Origin of the sequence: Actinomadura formosensis NBRC 14204, assembly GCF_001552155.1 — a bacterium.
GTDB classification, from domain to species: domain Bacteria; phylum Actinomycetota; class Actinomycetes; order Streptosporangiales; family Streptosporangiaceae; genus Spirillospora; species Spirillospora formosensis.
In genome coordinates, this window is record NZ_BCQQ01000100.1 from 1 (window position 1) to 26164 (window position 26164).

Genomic DNA, 26164 nt, shown 5'->3' on the forward strand with positions numbered 1-26164 from the left:
CCTGGGCATGACCGACCACCCGGTCATCACCTTCACCTCGACGGAGGTGGAGCAGACCGACGACACCAACTTCAAGGTCACCGGTGACCTCAGCGTGCGGGGTGTGACCAAACCGGTCACCGTTGACGTGCAGTTGACCGGCGGTGCGAACGGCGTGCGGGTCGGCTTCAAGGGCGGCGTCACGATCGACCGCAACGACTGGGGCGTGAACTGGAACGCGGTGACCAAGGTCATGATCAGCCCGAGTGTGACAGTGGAATTCGAGGTCGCGGCGATCCGAAGACGGTCCTGACAGGGCACGCCTCTGCCCGACCGGCAACCGCCCACCGCTTGCCGTCACCGAAGTGATCGAATGGGCCGGGGCGATCGAGCCGTCCGGCCTCGCCCTAGGCGCACCGGCCGTCATGTCTCGCGTCGCCGCGTGCGGGAACAGCGGACCCTGGAACTCCGATGCCCGATCGGGTCATGTCAGGCGTCGTGGACGGGGAAGTCGGTGTACCCGGCCGCGCCGCCCCCGTACCAGACGCTGCGGTCAGCGGAGGCCAGGGGCGTCCCGGTCGCCATCCGCTCGACGAGGTCGGGGTTGGCGATGAACGGCCGGCCGAAGGCGACAAGGTCCGCCAGCCCGGATTCGAGGGCCTCCTCCGCCCGTGCCACGTCGTATTGATGCGCCACGGCGATCGGCCCGGTGAAACGGTCGCGCAGCGCCTTGCGGAATTCCAAGTCCGGCCGGGCGAGGTCGTCGAACGACGCGTCCGCCTCGGCCAGGTGCAGGTAGGCGATGCCCATCTCGTCCAGCCAGTCGGCGCACCGGAGCAGGGTGCCGGTCATCTCGGGGTCGTCGGCGTCCGCGTAGCCGATCCGGGGGCTCACCCGCAGGCCCACCCGGGCCTCGCCGATGGCATCGGCGACCGCTTCGACCACCTCCCGCAGGAACCGCCCTCGCGATTCCCGGCCGCCCCCGTAGGCATCGGTGCGGCGGTTGGTCGTGGCACGGAGGAACTGGTCGATCAGGTAACCGTTCGCGCCGTGGAGTTCCACGCCGTCGAAACCGGCCCGGACGGCCCGGACGGCCGCGTCGCGGAAGTCGCCGACGATCCGCCGGATGTCCGCGACGTCGAGTGCGCGGGCTTCGTCGCACTGGACCGTTCCGGTCCAGCCGTCGGGGCGGGCGACCCACACGGAGGCGGGAGCGGTCTGACGCGACGGCGCCACCGGCCCGCCGCGGGATGTCTCGCGACAGGCCAGCCGTCCCACGTGCCAGAGTTGCATGACGATGCGGCCGCCCCGCCCGTGCACGGCTGACGCCACCTCCGCCCAGGCGCGCTCCTGCTCGTCGGTGTGGCACCCCGGAGTCTGCGAGTAGCCCTTGCCCTCCAGCGAGATGTTCGTCGCCTCGGTCACGATGAGGCCCGCGGACGCGCGCTGCGCGTAGTACGCGGCCGCCTCGGGTGAGGGGATCCCCTCGGGTTCACTCGCGCGTGCGCGTGTCATCGGCGCCATCACCACACGGTTCGCCAGCGGAATCCCCCCGCGCAGTTCCAAGGGCGTGAACAGGCGTAGCGCCGCGGGGTCTGACATGCCATCTCCTTGATAGTGGACTTCGGCGTGATGGTGTCGCCCGGATCTCACCCGGCCGCGACCACCTTCGCGCCCGGGTTGCCGTCGTCGTCCACACGGGCGCCACCGATGTGCTCGCCACCGTCGACGGGAACGATGACTCCGGTGATGGCCCGCAGGTCCGGGCGGGCCAGCATCGTCACGGTGTCGGCGACGTCGTGGGCCGTGGTGAGCGTCCCGCGTGGAATCCTGCGTTCGAAGTGCGCGCGCCGGTTCGGGTCCGCCAAGGTCCGCGCGACCAGCGGCGTCTCCACCACCCCCGGTGCCACCGCGTTGACCCGGATCCCGTGCGGAGCCAGTTCCAGGGCCGACGCCTTCGTCAGCATCGCCACCGCGCCCTTGGAGGCCGCGTAGTGGGAGAGGCCCGCGGTCGAGATCGACTGGCTGTTGATGGACGCCAGGTTGACGATCCGCCCGGGGGTGCCGCGCCGCACCATCGACCGCGCCGCCGCCTGCGTGCAGACGAAGACGCCGGTGACGTTGACGTCCAGGACGCGCCGGAACTCGGTGACGTCGAGGTCCAGCAGCCCGATCTCGGAGATCACTCCGGCGTTGTTCACGAGGACGTCGACAGGACCCAGGTCGCCCTCCGCGGCTTCCAGGGCGCGCGCGACCGCCTGCGGGTCGGTGACGGCCGCCTCGTACCCGCGGATACGCGCCGGCCCGCGGGCTTGTGGCACCCGGTCCAGGTCCTGCCGCCGGAGCTCGATGACGGCGACGTCGTACCCGTCGTCCGCGAGCCGTTCCACGACGGCGGCGCCGATTCCGCCGGCACCACCTGTCACCACGGCAACGCCCATTCTCATTCCTCCACTTCCGCGAAATCTGTGTTCGCCCTGCTGACGGCCTGCAGCAAGGCTCGCTCAAGCAGGGGACGAGTGAGCCGCCGCCGGTACCAGGCACTGCCGCGCACGTCGTCGATCGGCGAGATGGCCTCCTGCACGGCCTCGTCCAGAGCGGCCGCCGAGTGGATCACGGAGGCGGGCTCCAGTCCGTTGAGGCGGTCGCCGACCGGCACGAGGATCGGTGTGGGTCCTGCGCCGCTGACAGCGACACGGGCACGGACGACATGTCCGCGGGAGGTGTGCAGCACGACGGCGACGCCGACCGTCGCGAGATCCATCGACCGGCGTACGGTCGCCCGGCAGTAGGCGCCGGAGGACGAGCTCCGGGGCACCTCCACGTATTCGAGCACCTCGCCCGGGGCCAGGTCGGTGCGGCCGGGGCCGTGGAAGAAGCGCGATGCCGGGATCCTGCGCTGACCGGAGGCCGATCGCGCGACCATGACCGCGTCGCTCGCCAGCAGGCCCGCGAGCGTGTCGCCCGAAGGCGAGGCCCGGCAGACGTTGCCGCCGATCGTCCCGCGGCGTCGGGTCTGGCCGGACCCGATCAGCCCGGCACCGTCCACGATCGCCGCCCAGCACGGGTCCGTGACCCGGGCCAGCCGGGCGAGTGCGCAGGCCGCGCCGATCCGGAGGTGATCACCCGTGTCCGCCAGGACGGTGAGCTCGGGCACGCGTGTGATGTCGACGATCACCTCGTGCCGGATCGCCCCCGCCGCGTAGAGGGGGACGAAGTCCGTCCCGCCCGCTATCACGCCCGCGCCCGCCCCGAGCAGCTCCAGCAGCCGGTCCAGGTCGGTGGCGCATTCCAGGTCCCGCATCATGTGGCCTCACCGCTCCGGATCGTTGCCGGCGCCAGCCCGGCCATCAGCCGGAGGACGGTCTCAGGGGTCATGGAGCACGACGCGGGCTGCACGCCGATCGCATCACGGACCGCGGAGCCGATCGCGGCGGCACCGGGGATCGCCGGCGCCTCCCCGATGCCCTTCAGACCGCGGTAACCCTCGCTGCCCGGGTGCTCGGTGACGAAATGGACGTCGATGGTCTCGGGCACGTCCAGGATCGTCGGCACCCGGTAGTCGTGCAGGTTCGCGTTCACGACCCGGCCCCGGTCGTCGCTCACGATCTCCTCGCTCAGCGCGTAGCCCAGTCCCTGCACGACGCCGCCGTGCACCTGCCCCCTGGCTCCGTGGGGATTCAGCACGGGGCCGGTGTCGTGGACGGCGGCGTACCGCTGAACCTCGACGGCCCCGGTCGCGAGGTCGACCTCCACCTGCGCCGCGTGACAATGAAAGGTGGGTTCGTTGAAGGCGCCCACCCAGCCGGACACGCAGCCCGGGTCGTGCTGGACGGGGGAGGGCTGGAAGCGGCCGTTGGCGGCGACCGGGCCGCCGGTGTCCATCGCCGCGGTGATGACCTCGGCGAGCGGCTGCGCCAGCTGCTCGATGCCGCGGACCCGCACGGTGCCGTCCCGGAGTTCGCAGTCCTGGACCGCGATCTCGTGGTCGTGCGCGTACTGCCGCAGCAGCACCTCGCGTACCTGGGCGGCGGCCGAGGCGATCGCCGTCCCGACACCGTAGAGCGTGCGGCTGCCCTGTGAGCCGTGGTCGACCGAGCCCCGGTCGGTGTCGCCCGCGGACACCAGGACGTCCGCGTTGTCGATGCCCAGCTCGTCGGCCACGATGGCGGCGAGCGTCTCGGAGACCGCGCCCGTGCCGATCTCGGTCGCCCCGGTGATCACCGTGGCCGTGCCGTCCTCGTTCATGGTCAGGGTGGCGGCGGATCCGACGGGCGAGACGGTCCAGATCGCGCACCCCAGGCCGTACCCGCGTGCCTTGCCGGGCGGTGGCGGCTGCGCCTCGCCCCGCCAGGTCGCAAGGTACTCCCGGCCTCGCCGCAGGACCTCGGCCATGGCGGGGTCGCGCATCACCTGCCCGGTCGGTCCCTCGTGGCCCTCGCGCAGTGCGCACCGCTCGCGCAGCTCCAGCGGGTCGATCCCCAGGCGTTCGGCGATGTCGTTCATGTGCGCCTCGACGGCGTACGACATCTGCGGTCCGGACGGAGCGCGGAAGGAGCCGGTCGGGACCGTGTTCGTGTAGACCGATCCCGAGACGATGTCCACGGCACCGACCTGGTAGGGGCCGCATGCCTGCAGGGCCGCCACCGAGGCGACCGGCGGGATGTCGTAGGCGTAGGCGCCGCTGTCGAGAAGGATGCGGGCACGCCGCGCGAGGATGTCGCCGTCGGCGGATACCGCGGACACGAGCTCGACCCGGGAGTTCTCCCGTGGTGCCGGGGTCTGGAACTCCTCTTCGCGGCTGCACAGCACGCTGACACGGCACCCGGTGTGCCGGGCGAGGACCGCGGCGATCGGGGCCATGCCCAGGTGCAGCTTGCCGCCGAACCCGCCGCCGAGGGTGGGCACCCTGACCGAGACGCGGTTCAGCGGCAGGCCGAACAGCTTGCTCAGGCCGGCCCGCACCTCGAACGGAGCCTGGGAGGTCGTGGTGACCGAAAGCCGGCCCTGGGACCACTCCGCGGTGGCCGCGCGCGGTTCGATGTACGCCTGGTGGACGCGGTGCGAGTCGACCACGGTGGTGACGATGACGTGGGCGCGCGCGAAGGCGCCGTCCACGTCGCCCCGAAGGATCCGGCTGCTCTCGGTGTGGTTGGGCCGGTCGTCGTGAACCCGGCGAGCCTCGTCGAGGGCCGCGGCCCGCAGGTCTACGACGGCTTCCTTTTCCTCGTACGACACCCGCACGGCCTGCGCGGCGGCCAGGGCGACCGTCCGGCTCCCGGCCGCCACGAGCGCGACGGGCTCGCCGACGTAGCGCACCCGGTCGCGGGCGAGCAGCGGCTCGTCCTCGACGAACAGCCCCTGCAGACCGGACGGGACGTCCCGCGCGGTGAGGACGGCCACCACCCCGGGCAGTTCCCGGGCGCGGGAGGCGTCGATGCCGGCGATGCGGCCCGCCGGGACGGCCGAGCGGACGACGGCGCCGTGCAGCTCCGCGGACCCGGCCAGGTCGTCGGTGTACCGGGCCGTGCCCGCCGTCTTGCCCGCGGCGTCCAGCCGCGTGAACTCCGTGCCGAGCCTGCTCATGACGTCCGTGCCTTTGCGTCGTCCCGGAACCTCTGAGCGGCCTGGCACACGCCGTCGGTGATCCCGATGTATCCCGTGCAGCGGCAGATGTTGCCGGCCAGCGCCCCCTTGACCTGGTCGCGGGACACCTCGCCCCCGCTGTGCTCCAGCAGGGCGGTGGCCGACACCACGATGCCGGGTGTGCAGATACCGCACTGGACGCCGCCGCAGGCGACGAGCGCCTCGCTGGTGGCACGTCCCGCAGGGGTCGTCACGACATCCTCGACCGTACGGATGCGGCGCCCTTCGCACTGCCGCGTGAAGACGATGCAGGAGCACACCGGCTCGTCGTCGACGAGCACCGTGCACGCCCCGCAGTCGCCGGTGCCGCAGCCGACCTTGGTGCCGGTGAGGCCGAGACCTGTGCGCAGCGTGTCGACGAGGAGGGTGTCCGGAGCCGCGTCCAGGACGTGCGCGGTGCCGTTGACGACCAGCGTGGTGGCCCGGGGAACCAGGTCCCGGGAGCCGGACGGGGCGTTCGGCAAGCCGCTCACCGCCCCTCGGGACGGTTGAGGATCGCGGCGTACGTCTCGTCCGTGGAGCCGATGAGCCGGCGCTCGCGGATGTAGGGCAGCGGAGTCGCCGGGTCCTGCGCGTCGATCTCGCGGGCCAGCCGCGCGCCGTCGAACACCGCGTCCGCGAGCAGCATGCGCGGGGCGACGCAGTCCCCGATCTGGTAGACCGCCTGCACCTCCGCACCGGGGTCCGCCTCGTGCAGTTCGCGCACCTGCTTGAAGTAGGAGTCGAGCGGAACCCGCTGGGTCGCCAGGACGAGGGCGTCGGACTCCCACTCCAGCTCGCGCTGTTCGGCGATGTGGTCGTGGGCGCGCACGACGCCGCCCTCGAAGGCGCTGATGATGTGCTCGGAGCGGACGGTGACGCCGAGACGCTCCAGCATCGGCCGCATGTGCACGTTCTCGCCGGTGAAGTCCATGTACGGCGACGAGTGCCCGAAGTTGGTCACCAGCGTGACCTCGTGGCCGTCGCGCCGCAGCTTCTCCGCGAGGCTGGATCCCATGAAGTAGCCCTCGGTGTCGTACACGGTCACCCGCCGGCCGGGGACGGGCTTGCCGTCACGCAGTACCTGCTCGGGCGTCAGGACGTCGGGCCGCGAGCCGGTGACGCCGGCGATCGGCTGGTGGGTGATGCCGTTGATGCCGGTGTCGACCCACTGCGCGCCCACGGCGACGATGACGATGTCGGCCCCGTACTCGTAGGCGTCCCGCGGCGAGAGCCGGGTGTTGGTGATCACCTGGACGTTCGGCAGCTTGCCCAGCTGGGCCTTGCGCCAGTCGATGACGCGGCCCCAGGCGCCCATCCCGGGCAGCCCGGCGATCCACCGCACGTGGCCGCCGAGGTCATCGGACGCGTCGACCAGATGCACGCCGGCCATGCCGCGCTTGCCGAGGGTGACGGCGCACTCCAGGCCGGCGGGTCCGGCTCCGACGATCAGGACGTTCTTGGCCTTGTTCCGCGCGGGCGGGATGACCTCGGGGTTCCAGCCGCGCCGGTACTCCTCGCCCGCCGCCGAGTTCTGCGTGCAGATCAGGTGCCAGCGCGCGTTCACCCGCGACACGCAGACGTTGCACCCGATGCACTCGCGGATGTCGTCGAGACGACCCTCCTCGATCTTGCGCGGGATGAACGGGTCGGCGATGGAGGGGCGGGCGGCGCCGATGATGTCCTGCTGGCCGCTGCGGACGACCTCGACCATGGTGTCCGGGCTGGTGAAGCGGCCGACGCCCACGATCGGCTTCGCGGTGTGCGGGCGGATCTTGGAGACCCACGCCTGCTGGAAGTTCTCCGGGTAGAAGCGGGACGGACCGGCGTCCTTGATCCACAGTTCGGCGTTCTCGCCGCCGACCTGCACGTCCCAGAAGTCCACCAGGTGGTCGGCCAGTTCGACGAAGCCGACTCCCTCCTCGTCGACGCGGATGCCGCCGTCGCCCTCGTGCAGGGAGTCGATGCAGAAGCGCGCCGCGATGACGACGTCGTCGACCGCCTCGTGCACCTGCTCGAGCGTCTCCAGCCAGAAGCGCGCCCGGTTCTCCAGCGAGCCGCCGTACTCGTCGGTGCGGTCATTGTGCAGCCGCATGAGGAACTGCACGGGCAGTGACGCCGACTCGCCGCCCCAGATGTTGAGGATGTCGAAGCCGGCGCGCTTGGCCCGCCGGGCGGCGGCGACGTACTGCCGCTGTACCTCGCGGATATCCCGCTTGTCCATCTTGATGACCGAACCGAGCCATCCGGCCTCCTCCAGGCGGTCGGTCAGGTGCCGCCCCGGCATCCGGCTGTCGAACCCGGTGAGGAACGCGCCTCCGGCGTGCAACTGGATCCCGGCGAGCGCGCCGTGCTCGTGCGCCTTTTCCACCAGCAGCGACCAGTTCCGGATGTCGTCGTCGTCCCAGATGCGGGACGGCGTCATCTGCCCGGCCCAGTCGAACTCCGGTGCGATCGTCGTCGCCTCGGTGTTCACCACCGCCCAGCCGCCCTCGGCCTTCATCGCGCGATGGTGCGCGTTGCCGCCGGGGAAGACGTCACCGAAGCCGGTGCAGTGCGGGGCCTGGTAGAAGCGGTTCTTCATCGTCCGCGGACCGATGCGGACGGGTTCGAAGAGAACGTCGTACTGCGCGGGGCGAGACATGGGTGTTTCCTCTCGGTGGCCGGCTACGGCGGCGCGCCTGCAGACCTGATGCTCGTATTGTGAATATCTGCTCGTAGAGTGACTGCGTGGGATGGGGGATGTCAAGGGGAGGCGGGGCGGCCCGTCTCCGGCTGCTCGGGGCGGGTCGGCGGATGGAGCGGGCAAGCGTCGCCGGCCCCCCGCCAGGACGGATCGGCGACTGGCCCCCACCGGGCACCGGGCGCGCGATCGACCCGATGACCAGCCACAACGAGGCTATGCGGCCATCGCGGGTGCGGGCACGCGCCGCACGGGACCGTGCCTCACGGGCACGCCCTGCCGCCGTCCATCCGGGGACGGGTCACGGGTGCGCGATGCCGTGGGTCCTCCCGGCGGGTGGGGGAGGACCTGACGTCAGTCCCCGAACTGGTCGAGCTGCCGGGCGCGCTCGCCGATGTCGCGTGCGGCGTCGAGCAGCATGGGCGCCAGCTTGCCGTCCACCTCGTCCTCCGGCAGCGGCCGTGCGATGGACAGGTTGATGGCGGCGATCGGCTGTTCGCCCGTGCCGAGGACCGGCACCGCGATGCCCCGGACGCCGACCGCGACCTCCTGGTCGTTGAAGGCGTAGCCCTTCTCCCGGATCCGCGCGAGCTCCTCGCGCAGCTCCGCGCGATCGGTCATCGTGTACGGGGTGAGCCGGGGGAAGTCGGAGTTCGAGAGGATCTCCTCGACCTGGTCGTCCGGCATGAACGCGAGCATGGCGCGCCCCAGCGAGGAGACGGCCATCGGCAGCCGGCTGCCGACGACCAGCCGCAGCGCGAGCAGGTCGTCGTTGAGCAGTCTCGCCACGTAGACGATCTCGGACCCGTCCGGTATGGCGAGGTTGACCGTCTCGCAGGTGTCGTGCCGCAGGGCCTGCAGCCGGGGCATGGCCATCTCGACCAGGCCGCGTCCGCCGAGGGCGGCCTGGGCCAGCGAGAGCACCTTCAACCCCGGCCGGAACGTGCTCTGCCGGATCTCTTCCAGATAGCCGAGGCGGCGCAAGGTCTGGCAGAACCGGTAGGCGGTCCCCCGGTTGAGCCCGGTCAGGCTCGCGATCTCGTTGGTGGTCAGCGTTCCCCGGCGTTCGTCGAACAGTTCCAGGATCGACAGTGCGCGGGCGACGGACTGGATGCCACCGTCCCCGGCCGTTTTCGGGCCGGAGTTCGTATCGCGAGCCACGGTCGGAGCATACTTCAACTCGTCCACGGGGGAGCCCTTTCCCAAGGATGTCGTGACCGGCTGGAAGAACTGGAGCCATCACCGGTCAGGCGCTCACCGGCCGGCCGCGGAGCTCCGCGGTGCGGGCACTGTCGAGCGCACCGTTCTCGCCCAGCGCCACGCCGTACACCTCGGCTGCCCGCTCCGGTGAGATCCACCCCTCGGCCACGTCCTGCCGCACGACCTCGGCGGGACGTTCGCGCGGGTCGCCGTACCCGCCTCCGCCCGCGGTGACGGACACGATGGTCTCGCCGTCCGCGAGTTCGATGATGCCCTGCGACCCGAGCGGGTGCAGGTTCCCCTGGGCGTCGCGCCGGTAGTGCTCGCTGGGTCCGCCGGGCAGGCCGCCGCGGATGCCCTGGGCCGGGTTGACCGCCCCGTCGGTCCCGTAGGCGACCGACAGCGTCGTCCCGACCGGACCGTATTCGACGTAGGCCGACGGTGCGCCGCGGAAGCGGCCCGCGCCCTCGGTGTCCCGCACGAGCTTCTGCGTACGGACGCGGATCGGGTGCGCCGTCTCGGCGCCCTCGACGCTGTCGCGCCGCAGCATGCCACCGCAGCCGACGTGGAAGATCGTGAGCCAGCCGTCGGTCCACGGGGTGCCGGCGCCGCCGGTGACGGCCAGGAAGATCTGGTTGACGAAGTTCTTCCCGTTGCGCGGGTCCGTGCCGGACACGACCGCCGCCGCGGCCGGGATGACCGCCCCGCACTCGGCCATGCCCACGTCCTCGGCGAACGACGCGAACGCCCGCTGGACCATGTTGGACACCCGGTCGGCGAGGTTCGTGGTCGCGGCCGAGCAACTGTGCGGGTGCGACGGGACGCCCACCGCGCAGTTCTCCCGCAGCGCCACGTTGATGCGCCGCAGGCTGCCGGCGTTCGGCGGCACGTTCTCGCCGATGGAGTTGAACACGCCGATCATCGCCGCGGTGCGGGCCGTGGCCTCGGTCAGGTTCAGGCCGTTGGGCAGGCAGTCGACGTTCTCGCGCAGGTCGATGTCGATGCGGCCCGCGGCGGGGTCCACCCCGATGTCGACGTTGATCGGGACGCCGTCCGGAGCGCCCGGGTACGGGTCGTGCTCCGTCCGCGCGCTGAACCGGCCGGCGGGCAGGGCCGCGATGGCATCGGCCATCATCGTCTCGCCGTAGTCGAGCCACTCGACGACGAACTCCCCGAGCGTGTCCCAGCCGACCTCCCGGCCCAGTTCGAGCATGCGCCGCTCGCCGAGGCGGACCGCCCCCAGCAGGGCGAGGTAGTCGCCCCACCACTGCTCGGGGACGCGGATGCGCAGCTTGAGCATCCGCAGGATGTCGCTGACGTCCGCATAGTTCTGCTGCACCCGGCAGGCGTCGAAGATGAGGGCTCCCTCTTCGTAGACGTCCCGCGCGTTCGCCATGTAGGTCGTCGGCTGCGAGTTACCGCAGTCGGCCTGGTGCGCCTTCGCCAGCACGGTGAACCGGTGCACGCCCTCGTCGTCGATCACCGGTACGACCATGCAGTGGTCCGCCGCGTGCGAGTTGCCGTTGTACGGGGAGTTGTGCAGGAAGGCGTCCCCCCGCGTCAGCGCCGGGTAGGCCTCGGCGATGGCCCTGGAGATCAGGTCGGGGCCGCTCATCATGTGGATCGGCAGACTCTCGGCGCCGATGACCAGCTGGTGGTCGGCGCTGACGATGCAGCAGGAGAAGTCGTGGGCCGCGTTGAGGACGCCGGACCGGCTCGAACGGAAGATGGTGTTCATCATCCCCTCGACGATCACGTTCATGCGGCTGCTCAGGACCGCCATGCGGACGCCGTCCATTCAGATCACCTCGGCCTTTGCTGTCGTGGCCTCGCCGCGAGGACCGGGAACCATGTGCAGGGTCCCGGAGGACCTGCGTACGAAGGAGGCGCCCTCGTCGACGAGGATCGCCGTGGTGGCCGTCTCGACGATGGCGGGACCGGGCTGCGGACGCTCCACCGGGACGTCCTCCAGCCGCCAGACGGCGGCCGTGCGCCATCCCGCCCCGGCCAGGTAGATCTCCCGGGAGGCGGGCGTCCCGCCGCCCGGAGCCAGCACCGGCGGCCGCGGGTCGCTGAGCCGGCAGGAGGCGCGGGCATGCCAGCTCTCGATCTCGATGGGGGAGGCGGCGTCGGCGACCGCGAAGGTCTCCTGGTGCGCGATATGGAAGGCCTCGACCAGCTTCTCGACGCCCTCCGGCGTGCGGGTGAGCTCGGGGTCGATCGGCACTTCGAGCGTCCACACCTGGTTGGGGTAGCGGGCCTCCATGGCGTACTCGACCTCGCTGGACAGGATGTCCTTGCCCGCGTCGTCGATGAACTTGCGGCAGCGGGTCTCCAGCTCGCCGATGACGGCGGCGACCCGCTCGTGGTCGAACGCGTCGGAACGGGTCTTGCCGTTGACCTCGAAACCGCGCGAGAGCTCGGAGATCAGCGCGCCCGCCGCGCTCAGCGCCGGGCCCATCAGCGGGACGATGACCTCCGGGCAGGACAGCCGCCGTCCGATGGCCACGGTGTTGAACCCGGCGGCGCCGCCACCGCCGACCAGGACGGCGCGGGACGGGTCGACGCCCTGGTGGCTCGTGATCTCCTCGATCGCACCGACCATGTGCTCGGTCGCCAGCTCCCAGATCGCCGCCGCCGCCTCGTGCACCGGCAGGCCCAGGGGCCGCGCGACGTGGACGTCCACCGCCTTGACGGCCGCGTCGACGTCCAGGCGGGACCGGCCGCCCAGGAAGTAGTCGGGGTTCAGGTAGCCCAGGACCAGGCAGGCGTCGGTGAGCGTTGGACGCTCTCCGCCGCGTCCGTAGCAGGCCGGCCCGGGGACGGCGCTCGCGCTCTCCGGCCCGACGTGCAGCATGCCGCCGGCGTCCACGTACGCCAGGCTGCCCCCTCCGGCGCCGACGCTGCGCACGTCCACGGACGGGAAGCCGGTCATGTGACCGAGGAACGGCTGCCCGATCCACGACTCCCGGGTCCACGGGATCCGGCCGTCGCGGACGACGCTGACGTCGTAGCTGGTGCCGCCGGTGTCCGCGACGACGGCCATGTCGGCCTCGGCGTCCAGGCCGGCGAAGAAGCGTCCCGCCACGGGCGCCATGGACGGCCCGGAATTGAGCGAATGGATCGGCGCGTCGGCCACGATCGCGGCGTCCAGAGCCCCTCCGGACGACGTCATCATCAGCAGACGGCCTTGGAAGCCCGCGTCCGCCAGGCGGGCGCGGGCGCCCGCGATGTAGGTCGTCATCAGCGGCTTCAGCGAAGCGTCGATCGCGGCCGACGACGCGCGCCGGTACTCGCGCAGGCACGGGTTGAGGTGGTGGGAGAGCGTGACCGGGACATCGGGCAGCTCGCGCCGGAGCACCTCCCCGACCAGCAGCTCGTGCGCCGGGTTGACGATGGACCAGAGCAGGCACACCGCCACGGCCTCGGCCTCCGCGGCGCGCAGCGAGCGGGCGAGCTCGACGACCGCGGCCTCGTCGAGCGCGGTCACCACCTCGCCCTGGGCATCGATGCGCTCGGCCAACTCGAACGTGAGGGACCGCGGCACGTAGGGATCGGGGTACGGCCGGCGCTGGTTGAAGATCTGCGTCCGCCCGCCTTCGCGCAGAAGGAGCATGTCGGGGTGACCCGCGGTCGTGACCAGCGCGGTACGGGCCACGTTCCCGGTGAGCACGGCGTTCAGACCGCGGGTGGTGCCGTGGAAGAGCATGGATCCGGCGGAGAGCAGGGACTCTCGCGAGCGGCCGAGCTCGTCGGCGGCGACCTGGAACGCGTCCAGGATGCCTTGCACGGGGTCTGCGGGCGTCGTGGGGCTCTTGTAGATGGTGAGGCTGCCGGAGCCGTCCTCGATGACGAGGTCGGTGAACGTTCCTCCGGTGTCGACTGCAAATCTCATTTGCGTCCTTCGCGACGGGATGGGGTGATGCGCTGCGGCCGTCAGCGCAAGAGCCCGCCGCCCAGGTTCCGCCAGGCCGCGGCGGCGGGCAGGTCCTTGACGGTCTTCAGACCGGGCTCGGCGGCGAGCACGGCGGGCACCGCGTTGACGATCTGGGCGGACGTGGCGGGGATGGCGTCCATGCCGGGGCTGAGCGTCACCTTCACGGGGTGCGTCCCGTCGATCTCGAAGGTGTCGGCCGGTTCCATGGCGGCGTCGCGGGGACGCAGGTGGAGGACGAGGTCGAACTCGAGCATCGCCCGGCCCTCGACCATGCCGGTGGCGCGCTGCACGAAGCCCTCGGTGAGACCGGCCGGCAGCTCACCGTAGGTGGTCGGGGCGGGTGACTCGGCCACCAGCGGCACGAAGGTCTCCTGCACGGGGCCGTCGAGCGGGATGCCGAGCCGCTCGGCGACGATCTGGATGGACTCCGGGAAGCCGACGTGGCCGGCGATCGTGCCGTCCGCGTGGCCCTTCTCGAACTCCGCCGGCGTGTAGCCGATGCCGAGCCGCCGGTGGATGTTCTGGCCGAAGCCGGCGACGTCGACGACGCGCCGGCCGCGTATCGACGTCACGTCCCAGCTGCACCCGCTGGCGGCGGCCAGGAAGCTGTCGAAGATGAAGCCGGGGTTGACGCCGGTACCGAGGACGGTGGCGCCGCCGGCCCGCGCCGCCTCATCGATCCGGCGGGCCGTCTCGGGGGCGCGGTTGAACGGGAAGGCGAGCTCCTCGCAGGGGGTGATGACGCCGGCGCCGGCCCGCGCGCACTGGATCACGTCGTCGGCGGTGTCCTGGAGGAAGGAGCCCGTCATGAGCAGGACGACGTCCGGCTCGCCGCTCAGGAGGTCGCTGAGGTCGGCGCCCACGACGACGTCCGAGGAGGTCGTCGATCCGGCGACCTCGCTGAGCCGCCGGCCCTGGTCGGCGGCCTCCTTGGTGATCGCGCCGACGATCTCGAAACCTTCCCGGTGGTCCAGCAGCAGCCGCGCGGCGGCTTTCCCGATGCTGCCGAGCCCGCAGATCGCGATCTTGGGTGTGGTCGTCATGGCCGGCTCCTTCTGCCGTCGGTGGTCATGGCCGATACCGGATGCGCCCGGGCTCACAGGTTGTCCTGGAAGAAACCGGCGACGCGGCCGGCGACGATGTGCTGCCGGTCCCGGTCGGCGTACAACGTGAGGTGGTCGGCGTTCGAGATCATCAGGAGATCCTTGGCCGTGCCGGGGATCTGCTCGTACGCCTTGAGCGCCAGGTCCCAGTGCGTGTGGTCGTCGCCCTCGGCGATGACCAGCAGCGCCGGCTTGCCGAGCAGGCGCGGCAGGTACGGGAAGACGCTGTAGCCGAGCAGCAGGTCGGCGGACTCCGCGGTGGCCTCGCCGATGTACGCCGGGGCCTCGCGCTGCTTCAGGGCGGCGAAGGTCTTCTTGCTCCTGGGGAACGGCCAGGTGGCCAGCTCGCCCTCTTCGGCGGGCTGGTGCGGGAAGTAGGTGACCTCGCCGGTGGCCCGGCGCTTGCGCCGGGCGTCCAGGATCGCCTGCCGCAGGCGCCGGAAGCCGAGTGTGCCGTGCGCCAGACGCATGTTCTGGTACCCGTCGGTGACGGGGACGATGCCGCACAGCGCCTTCACCCGCGGGTCGACGGCGCCGAGGATCAGCACGTGCCCGCCGCTGTAGGAAATGCCCCAGACACCGATGCGGTCGGCGTCGATCTCCGGGCGGGTCTCGATGTAGTCGATGGCGTTGCGGTAGTCCGCGATCTGAGCCGCCGGGTCGATGTGCTGGCGTGGTTCGCCGTCGCTGCCGCCGAAGCCGCGGTAGTCGAAGATGAGCGCGGCGATGCCCTGCCGGGCCAGGGCGGCCGCGTACGTCGGCTGCGCCAGCTCCTTGACGTAGCACCAGCCGCCGGCCATGACGACGCACGGGAACGGTCCATCGCCCTCGGGACGGTAGTAGAGGGCGGCGAGCCGGTGGCCGTCCGAGGTGAAGGAGAGGCTCTCGGGGACGATGGTGGAGGACATGGGGACCTTTCGTGGTCAGAACTTGGCGAGTTCGAGCAGCGACGCGTGAATGGTCGCGGGGGTGGGGATGACGGCCTCTTCGAGGGACACGCCGACAGGGATGGGAACGCGGTGGGCGCCGACGCGGTGCACCGGGCCGTCCAGGTCGGTGAAGAGCTCCCTGGCCGCCCAGGCGGCGATCTCCGAGCCCCAGCCGCCGTACTGCACCGCCTCGTAGACGACGGCCAGCTTGGACGTCTTCTTCACGGACGCGGCCACCGTCTCCAGGTCCAGCGGCCACAGGTAGCGCATGTCCACGACCTCGCAGGAGTACCCGGACTCTTCGAGGGTCGCCGCCGCCTCAAGGCACATGCCGGACATCCGTCCCGCTGAGACGACGGTCAGGTCGGCGCCCTCCCGGCGGACCGCCGCCCGCATGCCGCGCGGACCCTCGGTGAAGTCGACGTCTTCGCCGGCCGTGAAGTAGAGGTTCTTGTTCTCGAAGAACATGACCGGGTCGTCGAGGCGGATCGACTCGCGCATCATCCAGTAGGCGTCGGACGGCGTGCTGGGCATCGCGACGACGAGCCCCGGCGTCTGGGCGAACCAGGATTCCAGCGCCTGGGAGTGCTGCGGCCCGTGGTTGGTGCCGGCGCCGCCCGGCAGCCGCACCACCGCGGGGACGGAGAACTGCCCGTTGCTCATGTAGTGGATCTTGGCGGCGAAGTTGATGAGCTGGTCCATCGCCAGCATCACGAAGTCGGAGAACATGATCTCGACGACCGGCCGCATGCCCTCGGTGGCCGCGCCGGCCGCGAAGCCCGCGAGGGCCCCCTCCGCGATCGGCGAGTCCATGACCCGCTCCGGCCCGTACTTGTCGATGAGCCCCTTGGTCACGGTGAACACACCGCCGAGCGCGCCGACCTCCTCGCCCATCAGCACCACGGAGGGGTCCTCGGCCATCTCGTGGTCGAGGGCGGCCCGGATCGCCTCAGCGAACTTCAACACTGCCATGCCACTCGAGCCCTTCGCTTGCGTAGACGGTCTTGAAGGCGTCGGCGGGAGTGGGCGTCCGGCCCGCTTCGGCGCGTTCGACGGCCCGCCGGACGATCTCGTCGATCTCGCGATCGACCTCGGCCGCCCGCCCCGGCAGGGCGCGGTCGAGTTCCCGCCGCGACGCCTCGATGGGGTCGTTGGCGTCGAGCCACTGCCGGCCGTCGTCTTTCGGCCGGTACCGGTAGTCGGCGTCGTTGATGCTGTGGGCGCGTACGCGGTAGACGACGCACTCCAGAAAGGCCGGTCGCCCCTCCCGGCGGATGTACTGGACGAGCTCACTCGCGCACTCGTGCACCGCGCGGACATCCCGTCCGTCGACGTGCTCTGCTTGGATGCCCATCGCGCGGACCATGGCCGTGATCGAGCCGGGCGGGCCGAACATCTTCTCAACCGGCATCGAGTGCGCCCAGCCGTTGTTCTCGCAGACGAAAAGGCAGGGCGCCTCCCAGAACTTGGCCAGGCGCAGGCTCTCGCCGAAGACACCGTTGGCGAAGGCGCCGTCACCCCCGAAGGACACGGCGATGTCGTCCGTGCCCGCCCGCTTCTTGGCCCAGGCCACACCGGCCGCCCACGGAATGCCGCCGCCCACGATCGCGGTCTCACCGTAGAAGCCGACGGACCGGTCGTGCAGGTGCATCGAGGCACCGCGACCGCCGCTGGTGCCGTGCGTCTTCTTGTAAAGCTCGGCCAGCACCGCGTCCGCGGTGACGCCCTTGGCGAGCGCGTGCCCGTGCCCGCGGTGGTTGCTGGTGACCGCGTCGGTGCTGCGCAGCGCGGCGCAGACCCCCGCGGCGCAGCTCTCCTGGCCAAGGGAGGAATGGAACGACCCGGAGATCCGTCCTGCGCGATGCGAGCGCTCGATCGCCGTCTCGACCGCACGCGTCAGGACCATCGAGCGGTAGAGCTCGAGGTGCTGATGAGGGGTGATGGTTGGGGGCATCGACAGGAGAATCCTTCTGCTCGTATTGTGTGCATCCGCTCGTATCGTGCACTTCACTCGGCGGCGGCGTCAAGCGCGCGTCGGCTCGAAGGTGCTCGTTATGCGAGCATCCAGTCGCATCAAGATAGCCCGCCCTTGTGCGGCGAAGACAATGCAGGTCATCGGTCCGGGTGGCCTCGGGGCATCGCCTCCGGGCAGATGGTTGACAGCCGCCGTCCGTTCGCTGCACAGTACGAGCACTAGCTCGTATGCCGACACGCCATCTTTCATCGCAGGTCAGCGCGCGCCTCAGGGTGCTGTGTCGGCTGCCCCCAGGACGATTCCCCTGAGGAGACCGATCGTGAGCGATACATCAGACGTGCAGCCACGCGTGGCGGCGACCGCGGCCGGCGGCCCTCCCGGCGACGGCTCCCTCAAAGGCCAGATGGGCACCGTCAAACTGATCTTGACGGTGCTGGCCGTCTCGGCCCCGCTGGGCGCGGTCGCCGGGGTGGTCCCCGTGGTCATCGGCTCCGGCAACGGTGTCGGGGCTCCCGGCACCTACGTGGTGATGGGCGTGATCCTGCTCCTGTTCGCCGTCGGGTTCACGACGATGACCCGGCACCTGAAGACCGGCGGTGCCTTCTACGCCTACATCACCGCGAGCCTCGGCCGGCCCGTAGGACTCGGGTCGGCCTTCATCGCGATATTCGGCTACATGACCCTGATGCTGGGCGCCTACGGGCTCTTCGGCGTATCGCTCAACTCGCTGCTCGTCGACCTCTTCCACGCGCCGAGCGTCGACTGGTGGATCTACTCACTCCTGTGCTGGGCGGCCGTCACGACCCTGGGTCACTTCAACATCGAGGTGTCGGGTCAGGTCCTGGGCGTGCTCATGACGCTCGAGGTGCTCACCGTCATGGCTCTGAACCTGCCGGTGCTCTTCCGCGGCGGTCCGGAGGACGGGGCACTGGAGCCGTTCACGTTCCACGCGTTCACCTCGGGGTCGGTGGGCCTCGGCATCCTGTTCGCGAGCGCCACCTTCGTCGGCTTCGAGGCGACCGCCATCTACCGCGCGGAGGTCCGTGACCCCGACCGGACGGTGCCGCGCGCCACCTTCCTGTCCATCATCCTGATCGCGCTGTTCTACGTTTTCTCGAGCTGGGCACTGGTGGAGGCCTTCGGCCCGTCGAAGGTCGTCGGGGTCGCCCAGGAATCCCCGTCCACCATGTTCTCCGAGGCACTCGGCCGGTTCGTCGGTACGTTCGCCGCTGAGACGGCGATGGCGCTGCTGGTGACGAGCGTCTTCGCGTCCGTGCTCTCCGTGCACAACCCCATCGCCCGCTACGCGTACTCGCTGGCCCGGGACGGGGTGCTGCCGAAATTCCTCGGCGTGCCCCACCCGCGCCACCACTCTCCCTACAAGGCATCGTTCGTGACGTCGATCATCGGGTTGCTGGTCTCGCTGCCCTTCCTGCTCTCGGGCCTGGACGTCGTCAGCTTCTACTCGTGGATGTTCGGCATCGGCGCCTACGCCATCCTCATCCTGATGGCCCTCACCTGCCTCGGGGTCGTGGTGTTCTTCCGCCGCCGAGAGCACACGGAGCGTACGTGGAACACGCTCATCGCTCCCGCGCTCGGCTTCGTGGGGCTGCTTGCCGTGCTGCTGATCGTGAGCAAGAACTTCACCCTGCTGATCGGCGGCTCCACCGTGCTGGGGGTCGCGTTCCAGCTCCTCACCTTCGGTCTCGGCGTCCTCGGCGTCGTTCTTGCCGTCCGGTGGTCCCGGACCCGGCCGGCCGTCTACGCACGCATCGGCGGTCAGCCGGACGGCGAGGCGACGCCCGAGCACTAGCCGGTGCGGTCATGCGCGGGGACGGCGATGGAGCGCAACCCTTCTCCAGTTCGCCGTCCCCGTGGACGTGTCGCTGGTTCTGGAATCGATGGAACTCATGGAGGTCGGCGAGTGGACAAGGCAGTCGCTACGGCCGCGGAGGCCGTGGCGGACATCGGGGAAGGAGCGTCCCTCGCGGTCGGCGGCTTCGGCCTGTGCGGTGTCCCGGACACCCTGATCCAGGCCGTGTACGAGGCCGGTGTCACCGGCCTGCGGGTGGTCTCCAACAACTGCGGTGCGATGGACTCCGGTCTGGCGGTGCTCCTTGCCGCCCACCGCATCGCGCGGGTGACAGGCTCGTACATAGGAGAGAACAAGGAGTTCGCGCGCCAGTACCTGGCCGGTGAGATCGAGGTGGAACTCATCCCGCAGGGCACGCTCGCCGAGCGGCTGCGCGCCGGAGGCTGCGGCATCCCGGCCTTTTACACGCCCGCGGGTGTCGGCACCGTGGTCGCCGACGGAGGGCTGCCCTGGCGGTATGCGGCCGACGGCACCGTGGCGGTCGCCTCACCGGCCAAGGAGGTGCGCGAGTTCGACGGCCGCGCCCACGTGCTGGAGCACGGCATCACCACCGATTTCGCGATGGTGCACGCCGCCCGCGGGGACCGGCACGGCAACCTGGTGTTCAACAAGTCGGCCCGCAACTTCAACCCGCTGGCGGCCATGGCGGGCCGGATCACGATCGCCGAGGTCGAGGAACTGGTCGAGTTCGGTGAACTCGACCCGGATGAGATCCATCTGCCCGGCATCTTCGTCCAGCGCCTGGTCGCCCTCACCCCCGGGCAGGCCGCCGGCAAGCGGATCGAACGGCGCACGGTCTCACCCCGAAAGGACGCCTGATGCCCTGGACCACCGACCAGATGGCGGCGCGCGCCGCCGCGGAACTGACCGGCGGATCCTACGCCAATCTCGGCATCGGGCTGCCCACGCTGATTCCCAACCACCTGCCCGCGGGGGTGGAGGTCGTTCTGCAGTCGGAGAACGGCGTCCTCGGTGTCGGTCCCTACCCGGCCGAGGACGCGGTGGACCCGGACCTGATCAACGCCGGCAAGGAGACCGTCACCGTCCGGCCCGGCGCCAGCTTCTTCGACTCCGCGCTGTCCTTCGGCATGATCCGCGGCGGTCACGTCGATACCGCCGTTCTCGGCGCCATGCAGGTCTCCGCCCGTGGTGACCTGGCGAACTGGTCCGTCCCCGGCAAGGTGATCAAGGGGATGGGCGGCGCCATGGACCTTGTGCACGGCGCCCGCCAGGTCATCGTCCTGATGCACCACACCGCCAAGGACGGCAGCCCCAAGATCGTTGAAGAATGCGACCTGCCCCTCACGGGCAGAGGATGCGTGGATCGCATCATCACCGACCTGGGCGTCCTGGACGTGACTCTGGACGGCCTGATTCTGGTGGAGACGGCACCCGACGTGACGTCCGAGGAGATTCGCGCCAAGACCGCCGCTGACGTCCGCCTGAGCGGCACCGCGATCACATCGCCCGCGCGCTGTTCGTGACCAGCCTGTTCGTGACCAGCCTGTTCGCGGCCGGGAACGGGTGCTGCCGAAGGTGTTCGGTCGCACCGGCATCCGGACCGGCGCGCGACCGTCGCCCTGGCCATCATCGTGTACCTCGCGGTGGTCAACTTCGTCACCTTGCCAGGCGTGCACAGGGACTCGCCGCTCCGGTGGGTACTGCCCAGTCTGTACGTCGCCGCGGCGGCCCTGGGCGCGGTCTGGGCACCGGCCCTGCGCGTCGGCAACTCCGCCGTGTACGCGAGGATCGGACTGGGAGCCGAGGCGGGCTTCGACTCCGGCGCCGCGCCGGTCGGCGAGCCCGATGATCTTCCGCGCACGTCGTGACGACGGGTCGCCCGCCCGAGACAGCCGATGGAGGAGACAGACCGATGAGCACTTCGATTCGCACGGCCGGCCCGGGCGACGTCGGGCCGGTGGCCGACCTGGTCGCGACCGCGTTCGCCGGACTGCGGGCCACCGCCTGGCTGGTACCGGACTCGGCCGTGCGGGTGGACGTCCTGCGCGCGGATTTCCGTATCCTCGTCGAGCACGCAGTCGAACACGGTGACGTGGACGTCGTGGAGGACGGCGCCGGCGCGGCCGTGTGGTTCCCGCGGGCCGACCCGCTGCCCGAGCCGCCCGACTACGAGCGGCGGCTCGCCGAGGCGTGCGGCCCGTGGACGCAGCGGTTCACGCACCTGGATGAGCTCTTCGCGAAGAACCACCCGGAGAGCCCGCATCACCACCTGGCGCTGCTCGCCGTACGGCCGGATCACCAGGACCGGGGGCTCGGGAGCGCGCTGCTGCGCCATCGCCACGCGCTGCTGGACGCCGCCGGTACACCCGCGTACCTGGAGGCCAGCAGCCCGCGCAGCCGCGCGCTCTACCTGCGGCACGGCTACCGGGACCGCCCGCCGTTCGACCTGCCGGACGGCACGCGGTTCTGGCCCATGTGGCGCCGGCCCGGCGAGGGAGGCTAGTCCAAGGTGGCCGATCAGGGCGGCGGCACCGTTGAACGCGAGATCTGTCAGGACCGGCGGATGGCCGGTGGCGGTCGCCGGTCTCACCTGTTCTTCACGGCGATCCCTCCCAGCGGCTGTACCTGCGGCGCCGGGCTGATGATCTCGGTTTCGGGGCGCCATTGGGGAGCGGGGACCAGGCCGGGCGGCAGGAGTTCAAGGCCGGTGAAGAAGCTTTCGAGCTGTTCCCGGCTTCGCAGCTTGTAGGGGACCGACCCGCCGTCGTCGTAGTCCTGCTGGGCTTGGAGGAGCTCGGGGGACAGGACGTCGTATCCGTCGCAGATGGCCAGGTGGCTTCCTGGTGCGAGACCGTCCATGAGGGCGGTCACGATGGAGCGGGCCTCGCCGTCGTCTGCGATGTGCCCCAGTACTCCCATGAAGGTGAGTCCGACCGGCCGGTCGAGGTCCAGGGTGCGGGCCGCGGCTTCCAGGATGGTGTCGGGGCGGTGCATGTCGGTGTCGATGTAGTCGGTGGTGCCTTGCGGGGTGCTGGTGAGCAGGGCGTGTGCGTGTGCGAGCACCAGGGGGTCGTTGTCGACGTAGACGATCCGGGCGTCGGGTGCGATGCGCTGGGCGACTTCGTGGGTGTTGTCGATCGTGGGCAGGCCCGTGCCCACGTCGATGAACTGGCGGATCCCGGCCTCCCTGGCGAGGAAGCGGACTGACCGCTTGAGGAATCCGCGGGTGAGCCGGGCGAGGTCGAGGATGCCGGGGAAGGTCTGTGCGTACTGGTCGCCGGCGGCCTGGTCGACGGGGAAGTTGTCTTTGCCGCCGAGCCAGTAGTTCCAGATCCGGGCGGAGTGCGGGACTGAGGTGTCGATTTCGGTCAGTTCGTTTTCGGCTTTCTGCCACGCGAAGGCGTCATCGGACACATGATCTCCAGAGTTTTCGTGGGGCACAGAGGGACCTCCATCCTCTGGCTCCTGTCACGGGCAGGCAACCCCCTGCAAGGGGACACCGGCAACTGTCACATATCGTTGATCAGTTGTTCGATGATGGCCTGTGATTCTTTGGGGCGGTGAGCCGCAATTACCAGGCTGTTGAACTGCTGGAGGTACAGCGCGCGGACCTCCGGGTCAGCCGGATACAGCGCACTATCGTCTTGTTCCAGATAGACGGTGTCCGGCAGGTCTGCGTGGCTGAAACGCAGCACGGTGATCGGCCCGGTCACCGATTGGCGAGCTGAAACGGGGGCCGGAACGATCTGGACCGGCATGTGGTCCGGGGTTTGGAGAAGATGGTGCAGTTGCCGCTTCATGGTGGTTTGACCGATCTGAGGGTTCTGCAACGCCTTTTCGTTGATGAGTGCCCATACGCGGCGGCCGCCGTGCGGCATGAGCCGCTGCCGCAGCATCCGCAGCTCGACCCGCCGCTTGATCTGTGCCCCGGGTGCCCGGCCGTGTTGGAGACGTACCACGGCCTCGGCGTACTCCTTGGTTTGGAGGAGGCCGGGAATGTACAGCTCCTCATAGCAGCGGACCTCGGTGGCCAGAGGCTCAAGGTTCAGGTACCACCCGAACCAGGGCGGAACGATGTCCGCGTAGGCGGCCCACCAGGCCGTGTACGGCTCGACCAGGGGAGTGGAGGGCAATACCGCCGCCTCTGCGTCCATGGCCTGCTTGCCCAGCCGACGAAGCCCGGCCTCGGCTGCTTCGTAGACCGCTTGCCACTCCTTGAGGGGGCCGAGTGCGTCCGGATCGGCCTTGTTCTCCGCGGCGGCGGCGACCAGGAACGCCCATAGGTTGGCCACCCATGGCCAGGGCGGGAGGTTCTGACGCTGCTTTCCGCGGACGTGGTCATGCAGTGTGGACTTGTAGACCGGCTGAAGCGGAGCCCCAGGAGCGCCAACAGTCCCCTGCAACTGCCCGGACAGCCGCCTGGCCGTCGCGAAGTTCACTCCCGCCCTATTGATCGCGGAATCGAGGAACTCGCGAAAATCGGCGAGGATTACGGCGCGCCGTTTGTCCATTGAGGGTCTCGGTCCTCCACTGGAGATCGGTTGGATGATCCTAGCGTTCCAGGAGAACCGGTGCGGACTGTGTCATCTGACACAGAACGGAGTTCGGCCCGTAAGGCGAGGGTGCCCCAGAAGAGAACCCGCGCATTGCTGGCCTGCATGGATGTCCTGCGACGCTTTCCGCTGACGTCGGCGGAAGCCCACTCGTCTTGACTTGTAAAAGTGTACATACTCGCCCTTATCGCCATGGGTTCCCGGAGGCGAAGATCGTTCTTCCGGAATTTTCCGGATGTCCGTAAAGCGCTGCCGAGTGCGGCTGGAAGACCCCAAGATCCTCCTCAAAGGTGATCGTTCTACCGGAGAGGGTTCTCGGTGCCGTCCAGTTTGCCGATATTCGATGTAAACGAGGCGTACTGGCGGGACATAGCACAGATGCTGTTCACTACCTGGGCCATTCGTACCGGGCGGATGCTGCCGCACGTGCCGGTGTCACAGCTCAGCCGCCACCAGCTTGAGGGCTTCTGGGCGGACGATCACCTGGACGACCACCCCGCCACCACAAGGAGCATCATGCGCACTTCCCCGGTCGCCGTCGACATCACCGCGCTCGGTGACCAGCACCGCGACGCGGCGCTGCGTCGCCGTCTGCGTACCACTACGTACGGCGCCCCAGGGACGCCCTCACTATGACGGCTCGGACGAGAACGCGTCGTCACATCTGCTCCCGATCGGGGTGGGTGAGGCCGCTGAACGGCAGCGGGCGGCAGGGCTCCCCAGCGCAGGCGATCAGGTCAGCACAGCCCGCCTCGATCGCCCCCTGCAGCGTGGTGCGGATGATCTGCAGGTCGGCGATGCGCCGCTCGACCTCGATCAGCTTCACCCGCGCCGTTCGCAGTACCGCAGGGTCTGCGGATTCACCCCGGCCGCCTCGGCGACCTGGCGGGACCGCAGCCCCTCGTACCGGCCGTTCACCTCGTCCAGCCCTGCGCGACGACCTGTGGCGGGGCGTCGCGTTCGGCCAGCACCTGCATCCCGTCCAGCGTCGGGCCCGCCTCAGCCGGCGCGGTCACCTCCACCACCAGCCCTTCCGCGGTCCGCGTGCAGGAGAAGGCCAGAAAGGCACAGCACCGCTCCGGCTCGGCCATCTTCGGCTCCTCCGCCCGGCCACCCCGGCGGCGGCCACATCCCGACGGTAAGCCTGTACCTCGGTACAGGATGCAAGCCGGGCCGAAGCCCTCATTGGCCGCCCGAACCCCGATCGGCGATCAGCGGGCCGTCGAACAGCTTGCGGTACCGGGCGAACGCGTCGAAGCCGGGGACGGCGCCCGGTGCGTCCGGCACCGTGTCACCGGCGCCAGTGACTCTGTGGAACCCCGTGTACGGCATGGGTGATCCGATCACCCTCTCGGCCCCGTATCCGAAGCAGTAGGTGGACACCGGAAGGGATGCCATGCGACGGATTCTGATCGCCGAGGATGAGGCCAGGGCCGCGGCGTTCGTTGAGAAGGGTCTGCAAGGGGCGGGATACTCGGCCACGGTGGCCGAGGACGGCCTGGCCGCCTACCAGTTCGCGCGCACCGGATATTACGACCTGATGATCCTGGACATCGGGCTGCCGGTCCGGGACGGCTTCACGGTCCTGCGCCAGCTGCGGGAGGCCAGGGTGACGCTCCCCATCATCATCCTCACCGCGCGGGACAGTGTCGGCGACACCGTCGCCGGATTGCAGGGCGGTGCGGACGACTACGTCTCGAAACCGTTCGCGTTCGAGGAGTTGCTCGCCCGCGTGCGGCTGCGGCTGCGGCTGCGCGGAGAGAGCGCGCCGGAGGTCACCGTCCTGCAGGCCGGGGATCTCACGCTGGATCTGCTCACCCGGCGGATGTACGTGGACGGGACCGCGGTGGAGTTGTCGTCCCGGGAATTCGGCATGGCCGAGGTCTTCCTGCGGAACCCCGGCCGGGTCCTGACCCGCGAGCAGTTGCTCAGCGCCGTCTGGGGGTTCGATTTCGACCCCGGATCCAACCTCGTCGCGGTGTACGTGAAGAACCTGCGCCGCAAGATCGGCCACCAGCGGGTGGAGACGATCCGCGGCGCAGGCTACCGGCTCAACGCCTGAGGGGGGACATCGGCTTTCGCTCACCGTCCTTTGCGGACGAAGGGCGCCGGTGCCGCTTCGATTCGGCGGCCTCCCGCGCCTGGGTGATCACTCGATCGTGGGCGACGGCGCGTTCAACGAGCCGGGCGATCGCGGGTTCGATCATTGGTTTCTCCTGGGGGCGGCGCTGTGCGGGGAGGGGGAGGGATGCCGTCCGCGCCGGATAACCGGCATCTCTGCGGTCAAGGGGCGATGTACCGGGAGTGGGGGGCAGGGGGCCGTGCGCCAGAGCGGCCCCCTGCCGG

Annotated in this window: 26 protein-coding genes; 8 read left to right on the forward strand and 18 right to left on the reverse strand. The window is 70.2% G+C overall.

Annotated elements, in window-relative coordinates; all coding sequences use genetic code 11:
• The coding region (locus AF1_RS23305; RefSeq protein WP_169804054.1) for a YceI family protein at positions 1-292 on the forward strand (292 nt) is incomplete at its 5' end.
• 176 nt (positions 293-468) lie between these two features.
• Here the strand turns inward: AF1_RS23305 and AF1_RS23310 are convergent.
• The 13 genes from AF1_RS23310 to AF1_RS23370 all read right to left on the reverse strand — a co-directional run bounded on the left by AF1_RS23310 (position 469) and on the right by AF1_RS23370 (position 17410).
• Positions 469-1581, reverse strand: coding sequence for an alkene reductase (locus AF1_RS23310; RefSeq protein WP_067803200.1), 1113 nt, complete (start codon positions 1579-1581; stop codon positions 469-471).
• Between the two features lie 47 nt (positions 1582-1628).
• Complete coding sequence (locus AF1_RS23315; RefSeq protein WP_067803202.1) at positions 1629-2420, reverse strand: SDR family NAD(P)-dependent oxidoreductase; 792 nt, start codon at positions 2418-2420, stop codon at positions 1629-1631.
• Positions 2421-2422: 2 nt separating this feature from the next.
• Complete coding sequence (locus tag AF1_RS23320; RefSeq protein WP_084263250.1) at positions 2423-3286, reverse strand: FAD binding domain-containing protein; 864 nt, start codon at positions 3284-3286, stop codon at positions 2423-2425.
• Positions 3283-5565, reverse strand: a complete 2283-nt coding sequence (locus AF1_RS23325) for a xanthine dehydrogenase family protein molybdopterin-binding subunit (protein ID WP_067803206.1) — start codon at positions 5563-5565, stop codon at positions 3283-3285. Before AF1_RS23325 ends, AF1_RS23320 begins: the two co-directional genes overlap by 4 nt.
• Positions 5562-6098 carry a (2Fe-2S)-binding protein gene (locus AF1_RS23330; RefSeq protein WP_207393964.1) on the reverse strand — a complete coding sequence of 179 codons (537 nt, stop codon included), beginning with the start codon at positions 6096-6098 and terminating at the stop codon, positions 5562-5564. Before AF1_RS23330 ends, AF1_RS23325 begins: the two co-directional genes overlap by 4 nt.
• On the reverse strand, positions 6095-8248 hold the full coding sequence (locus AF1_RS23335) for an oxidoreductase (protein ID WP_067803210.1): 2154 nt from the start codon (positions 8246-8248) through the stop codon (positions 6095-6097). Before AF1_RS23335 ends, AF1_RS23330 begins: the two co-directional genes overlap by 4 nt.
• A 393-nt stretch (positions 8249-8641) precedes the next feature.
• The gene (locus AF1_RS23340) at positions 8642-9448 is read right to left on the reverse strand and encodes an IclR family transcriptional regulator (protein WP_067803213.1); all 807 of its coding nucleotides are present in this window, start codon (positions 9446-9448) and stop codon (positions 8642-8644) included.
• Positions 9449-9533: 85 nt separating this feature from the next.
• A complete protein-coding gene (locus AF1_RS23345; protein WP_067803215.1) occupies positions 9534-11285 on the reverse strand; it encodes a hydantoinase B/oxoprolinase family protein in 1752 nt (583 codons plus the stop codon).
• The gene (locus tag AF1_RS23350; protein WP_067803218.1) at positions 11286-13382 is read right to left on the reverse strand and encodes a hydantoinase/oxoprolinase family protein; all 2097 of its coding nucleotides are present in this window, start codon (positions 13380-13382) and stop codon (positions 11286-11288) included.
• A 41-nt stretch (positions 13383-13423) separates the two neighbouring features.
• Entirely contained in the window at positions 13424-14467 is a 1044-nt protein-coding gene (locus tag AF1_RS23355; protein WP_067803221.1) for an NAD(P)H-dependent amine dehydrogenase family protein, read from the reverse strand.
• 53 nt (positions 14468-14520) lie between these two features.
• Positions 14521-15435, reverse strand: coding sequence for an alpha/beta hydrolase (locus AF1_RS23360; protein ID WP_067803224.1), 915 nt, complete (start codon positions 15433-15435; stop codon positions 14521-14523).
• Between the two features lie 15 nt (positions 15436-15450).
• A complete protein-coding gene (locus AF1_RS23365; RefSeq protein WP_207393965.1) occupies positions 15451-16419 on the reverse strand; it encodes an alpha-ketoacid dehydrogenase subunit beta in 969 nt (322 codons plus the stop codon).
• Positions 16406-17410, reverse strand: a complete 1005-nt coding sequence (locus AF1_RS23370; protein WP_067803233.1) for a thiamine pyrophosphate-dependent dehydrogenase E1 component subunit alpha — start codon at positions 17408-17410, stop codon at positions 16406-16408. The genes AF1_RS23365 and AF1_RS23370 overlap by 14 nt, the downstream gene beginning before the upstream one ends.
• Positions 17411-17750: 340 nt before the next feature.
• On the opposite strand from AF1_RS23370, the gene AF1_RS23375 reads away from it, so the two are divergent.
• The 5 genes from AF1_RS23375 to AF1_RS23395 all read left to right on the forward strand — a co-directional run bounded on the left by AF1_RS23375 (position 17751) and on the right by AF1_RS23395 (position 21768).
• On the forward strand, positions 17751-19244 hold the full coding sequence (locus AF1_RS23375; protein WP_165488331.1) for an APC family permease: 1494 nt from the start codon (positions 17751-17753) through the stop codon (positions 19242-19244).
• A gap of 111 nt (positions 19245-19355) precedes the next feature.
• Entirely contained in the window at positions 19356-20123 is a 768-nt protein-coding gene (locus tag AF1_RS23380; RefSeq protein ID WP_067803240.1) for a CoA transferase subunit A, read from the forward strand.
• Entirely contained in the window at positions 20123-20788 is a 666-nt protein-coding gene (locus AF1_RS23385; RefSeq protein WP_067803244.1) for a CoA transferase subunit B, read from the forward strand. Before AF1_RS23380 ends, AF1_RS23385 begins: the two co-directional genes overlap by 1 nt.
• A gap of 147 nt (positions 20789-20935) precedes the next feature.
• Positions 20936-21133 (forward strand): hypothetical protein, encoded by a 198-nt coding sequence (locus AF1_RS23390; protein WP_131732426.1) that lies wholly within the window; start codon positions 20936-20938, stop codon positions 21131-21133.
• A gap of 44 nt (positions 21134-21177) precedes the next feature.
• Complete coding sequence (locus tag AF1_RS23395) at positions 21178-21768, forward strand: GNAT family N-acetyltransferase (RefSeq protein WP_067803250.1); 591 nt, start codon at positions 21178-21180, stop codon at positions 21766-21768.
• Positions 21769-21851: 83 nt separating this feature from the next.
• Here the strand turns inward: AF1_RS23395 and AF1_RS23400 are convergent, their stop codons facing one another.
• Positions 21852-22679 carry an SAM-dependent methyltransferase gene (locus tag AF1_RS23400; RefSeq protein ID WP_067803252.1) on the reverse strand — a complete coding sequence of 276 codons (828 nt, stop codon included), beginning with the start codon at positions 22677-22679 and terminating at the stop codon, positions 21852-21854.
• A gap of 95 nt (positions 22680-22774) precedes the next feature.
• Positions 22775-23776 (reverse strand): DUF5753 domain-containing protein, encoded by a 1002-nt coding sequence (locus AF1_RS23405; RefSeq protein ID WP_067803254.1) that lies wholly within the window; start codon positions 23774-23776, stop codon positions 22775-22777.
• A gap of 420 nt (positions 23777-24196) precedes the next feature.
• Between AF1_RS23405 and AF1_RS23410 the strand changes: the two genes are divergently transcribed.
• Positions 24197-24454 (forward strand): hypothetical protein, encoded by a 258-nt coding sequence (locus tag AF1_RS23410; protein ID WP_067803257.1) that lies wholly within the window; start codon positions 24197-24199, stop codon positions 24452-24454.
• 22 nt (positions 24455-24476) lie between these two features.
• On the opposite strand, the gene AF1_RS33615 is transcribed toward AF1_RS23410, so the two are convergent.
• The 3 genes from AF1_RS33615 to AF1_RS23415 all read right to left on the reverse strand — a co-directional run bounded on the left by AF1_RS33615 (position 24477) and on the right by AF1_RS23415 (position 25216).
• On the reverse strand, positions 24477-24644 hold the full coding sequence (locus AF1_RS33615; RefSeq protein WP_207393966.1) for a hypothetical protein: 168 nt from the start codon (positions 24642-24644) through the stop codon (positions 24477-24479).
• 88 nt (positions 24645-24732) lie between these two features.
• Entirely contained in the window at positions 24733-24909 is a 177-nt protein-coding gene (locus AF1_RS34710; RefSeq protein ID WP_157419278.1) for a hypothetical protein, read from the reverse strand.
• A gap of 91 nt (positions 24910-25000) precedes the next feature.
• Entirely contained in the window at positions 25001-25216 is a 216-nt protein-coding gene (locus tag AF1_RS23415; protein WP_067803260.1) for a hypothetical protein, read from the reverse strand.
• Here AF1_RS23415 and AF1_RS23420 point away from each other — a divergent pair.
• Entirely contained in the window at positions 25215-25880 is a 666-nt protein-coding gene (locus AF1_RS23420; protein ID WP_067803262.1) for a response regulator transcription factor, read from the forward strand. The two genes, AF1_RS23415 and AF1_RS23420, sit on opposite strands and share 2 nt — an antisense overlap.
• Positions 25881-26164: the final 284 nt, after the last annotated feature.

Excerpts from the sequence above, each read along its gene's own strand:
- AF1_RS23310 (WP_067803200.1), bottom strand. The coding sequence starts at position 1,581 with ATGTCAGACCCCGCGGCGCTACGCCTGTTCACGCCCTTGGAACTGCGC.
- AF1_RS23315 (WP_067803202.1), bottom strand. The coding sequence starts at position 2,420 with ATGGGCGTTGCCGTGGTGACAGGTGGTGCCGGCGGAATCGGCGCCGCC.
- AF1_RS23320 (WP_084263250.1), bottom strand. The coding sequence starts at position 3,286 with ATGATGCGGGACCTGGAATGCGCCACCGACCTGGACCGGCTGCTGGAG.
- AF1_RS23325 (WP_067803206.1), bottom strand. The coding sequence starts at position 5,565 with ATGAGCAGGCTCGGCACGGAGTTCACGCGGCTGGACGCCGCGGGCAAG.
- AF1_RS23335 (WP_067803210.1), bottom strand. The coding sequence starts at position 8,248 with ATGTCTCGCCCCGCGCAGTACGACGTTCTCTTCGAACCCGTCCGCATC.
- AF1_RS23345 (WP_067803215.1), bottom strand. The coding sequence starts at position 11,285 with ATGGACGGCGTCCGCATGGCGGTCCTGAGCAGCCGCATGAACGTGATC.
- AF1_RS23350 (WP_067803218.1), bottom strand. The coding sequence starts at position 13,382 with ATGAGATTTGCAGTCGACACCGGAGGAACGTTCACCGACCTCGTCATC.
- AF1_RS23355 (WP_067803221.1), bottom strand. The coding sequence starts at position 14,467 with ATGACGACCACACCCAAGATCGCGATCTGCGGGCTCGGCAGCATCGGG.
- AF1_RS23360 (WP_067803224.1), bottom strand. The coding sequence starts at position 15,435 with ATGTCCTCCACCATCGTCCCCGAGAGCCTCTCCTTCACCTCGGACGGC.
- AF1_RS23370 (WP_067803233.1), bottom strand. The coding sequence starts at position 17,410 with ATGCCCCCAACCATCACCCCTCATCAGCACCTCGAGCTCTACCGCTCG.
- AF1_RS23385 (WP_067803244.1), top strand. The coding sequence starts at position 20,123 with ATGCCCTGGACCACCGACCAGATGGCGGCGCGCGCCGCCGCGGAACTG.
- AF1_RS23395 (WP_067803250.1), top strand. The coding sequence starts at position 21,178 with ATGAGCACTTCGATTCGCACGGCCGGCCCGGGCGACGTCGGGCCGGTG.
- AF1_RS23405 (WP_067803254.1), bottom strand. The coding sequence starts at position 23,776 with ATGGACAAACGGCGCGCCGTAATCCTCGCCGATTTTCGCGAGTTCCTC.
- AF1_RS23410 (WP_067803257.1), top strand. The coding sequence starts at position 24,197 with ATGCTGTTCACTACCTGGGCCATTCGTACCGGGCGGATGCTGCCGCAC.
- AF1_RS34710 (WP_157419278.1), bottom strand. The coding sequence starts at position 24,909 with ATGGCCGAGCCGGAGCGGTGCTGTGCCTTTCTGGCCTTCTCCTGCACG.
- AF1_RS23420 (WP_067803262.1), top strand. The coding sequence starts at position 25,215 with ATGCGACGGATTCTGATCGCCGAGGATGAGGCCAGGGCCGCGGCGTTC.
- AF1_RS23415 (WP_067803260.1), bottom strand. The coding sequence starts at position 25,216 with ATGGCATCCCTTCCGGTGTCCACCTACTGCTTCGGATACGGGGCCGAG.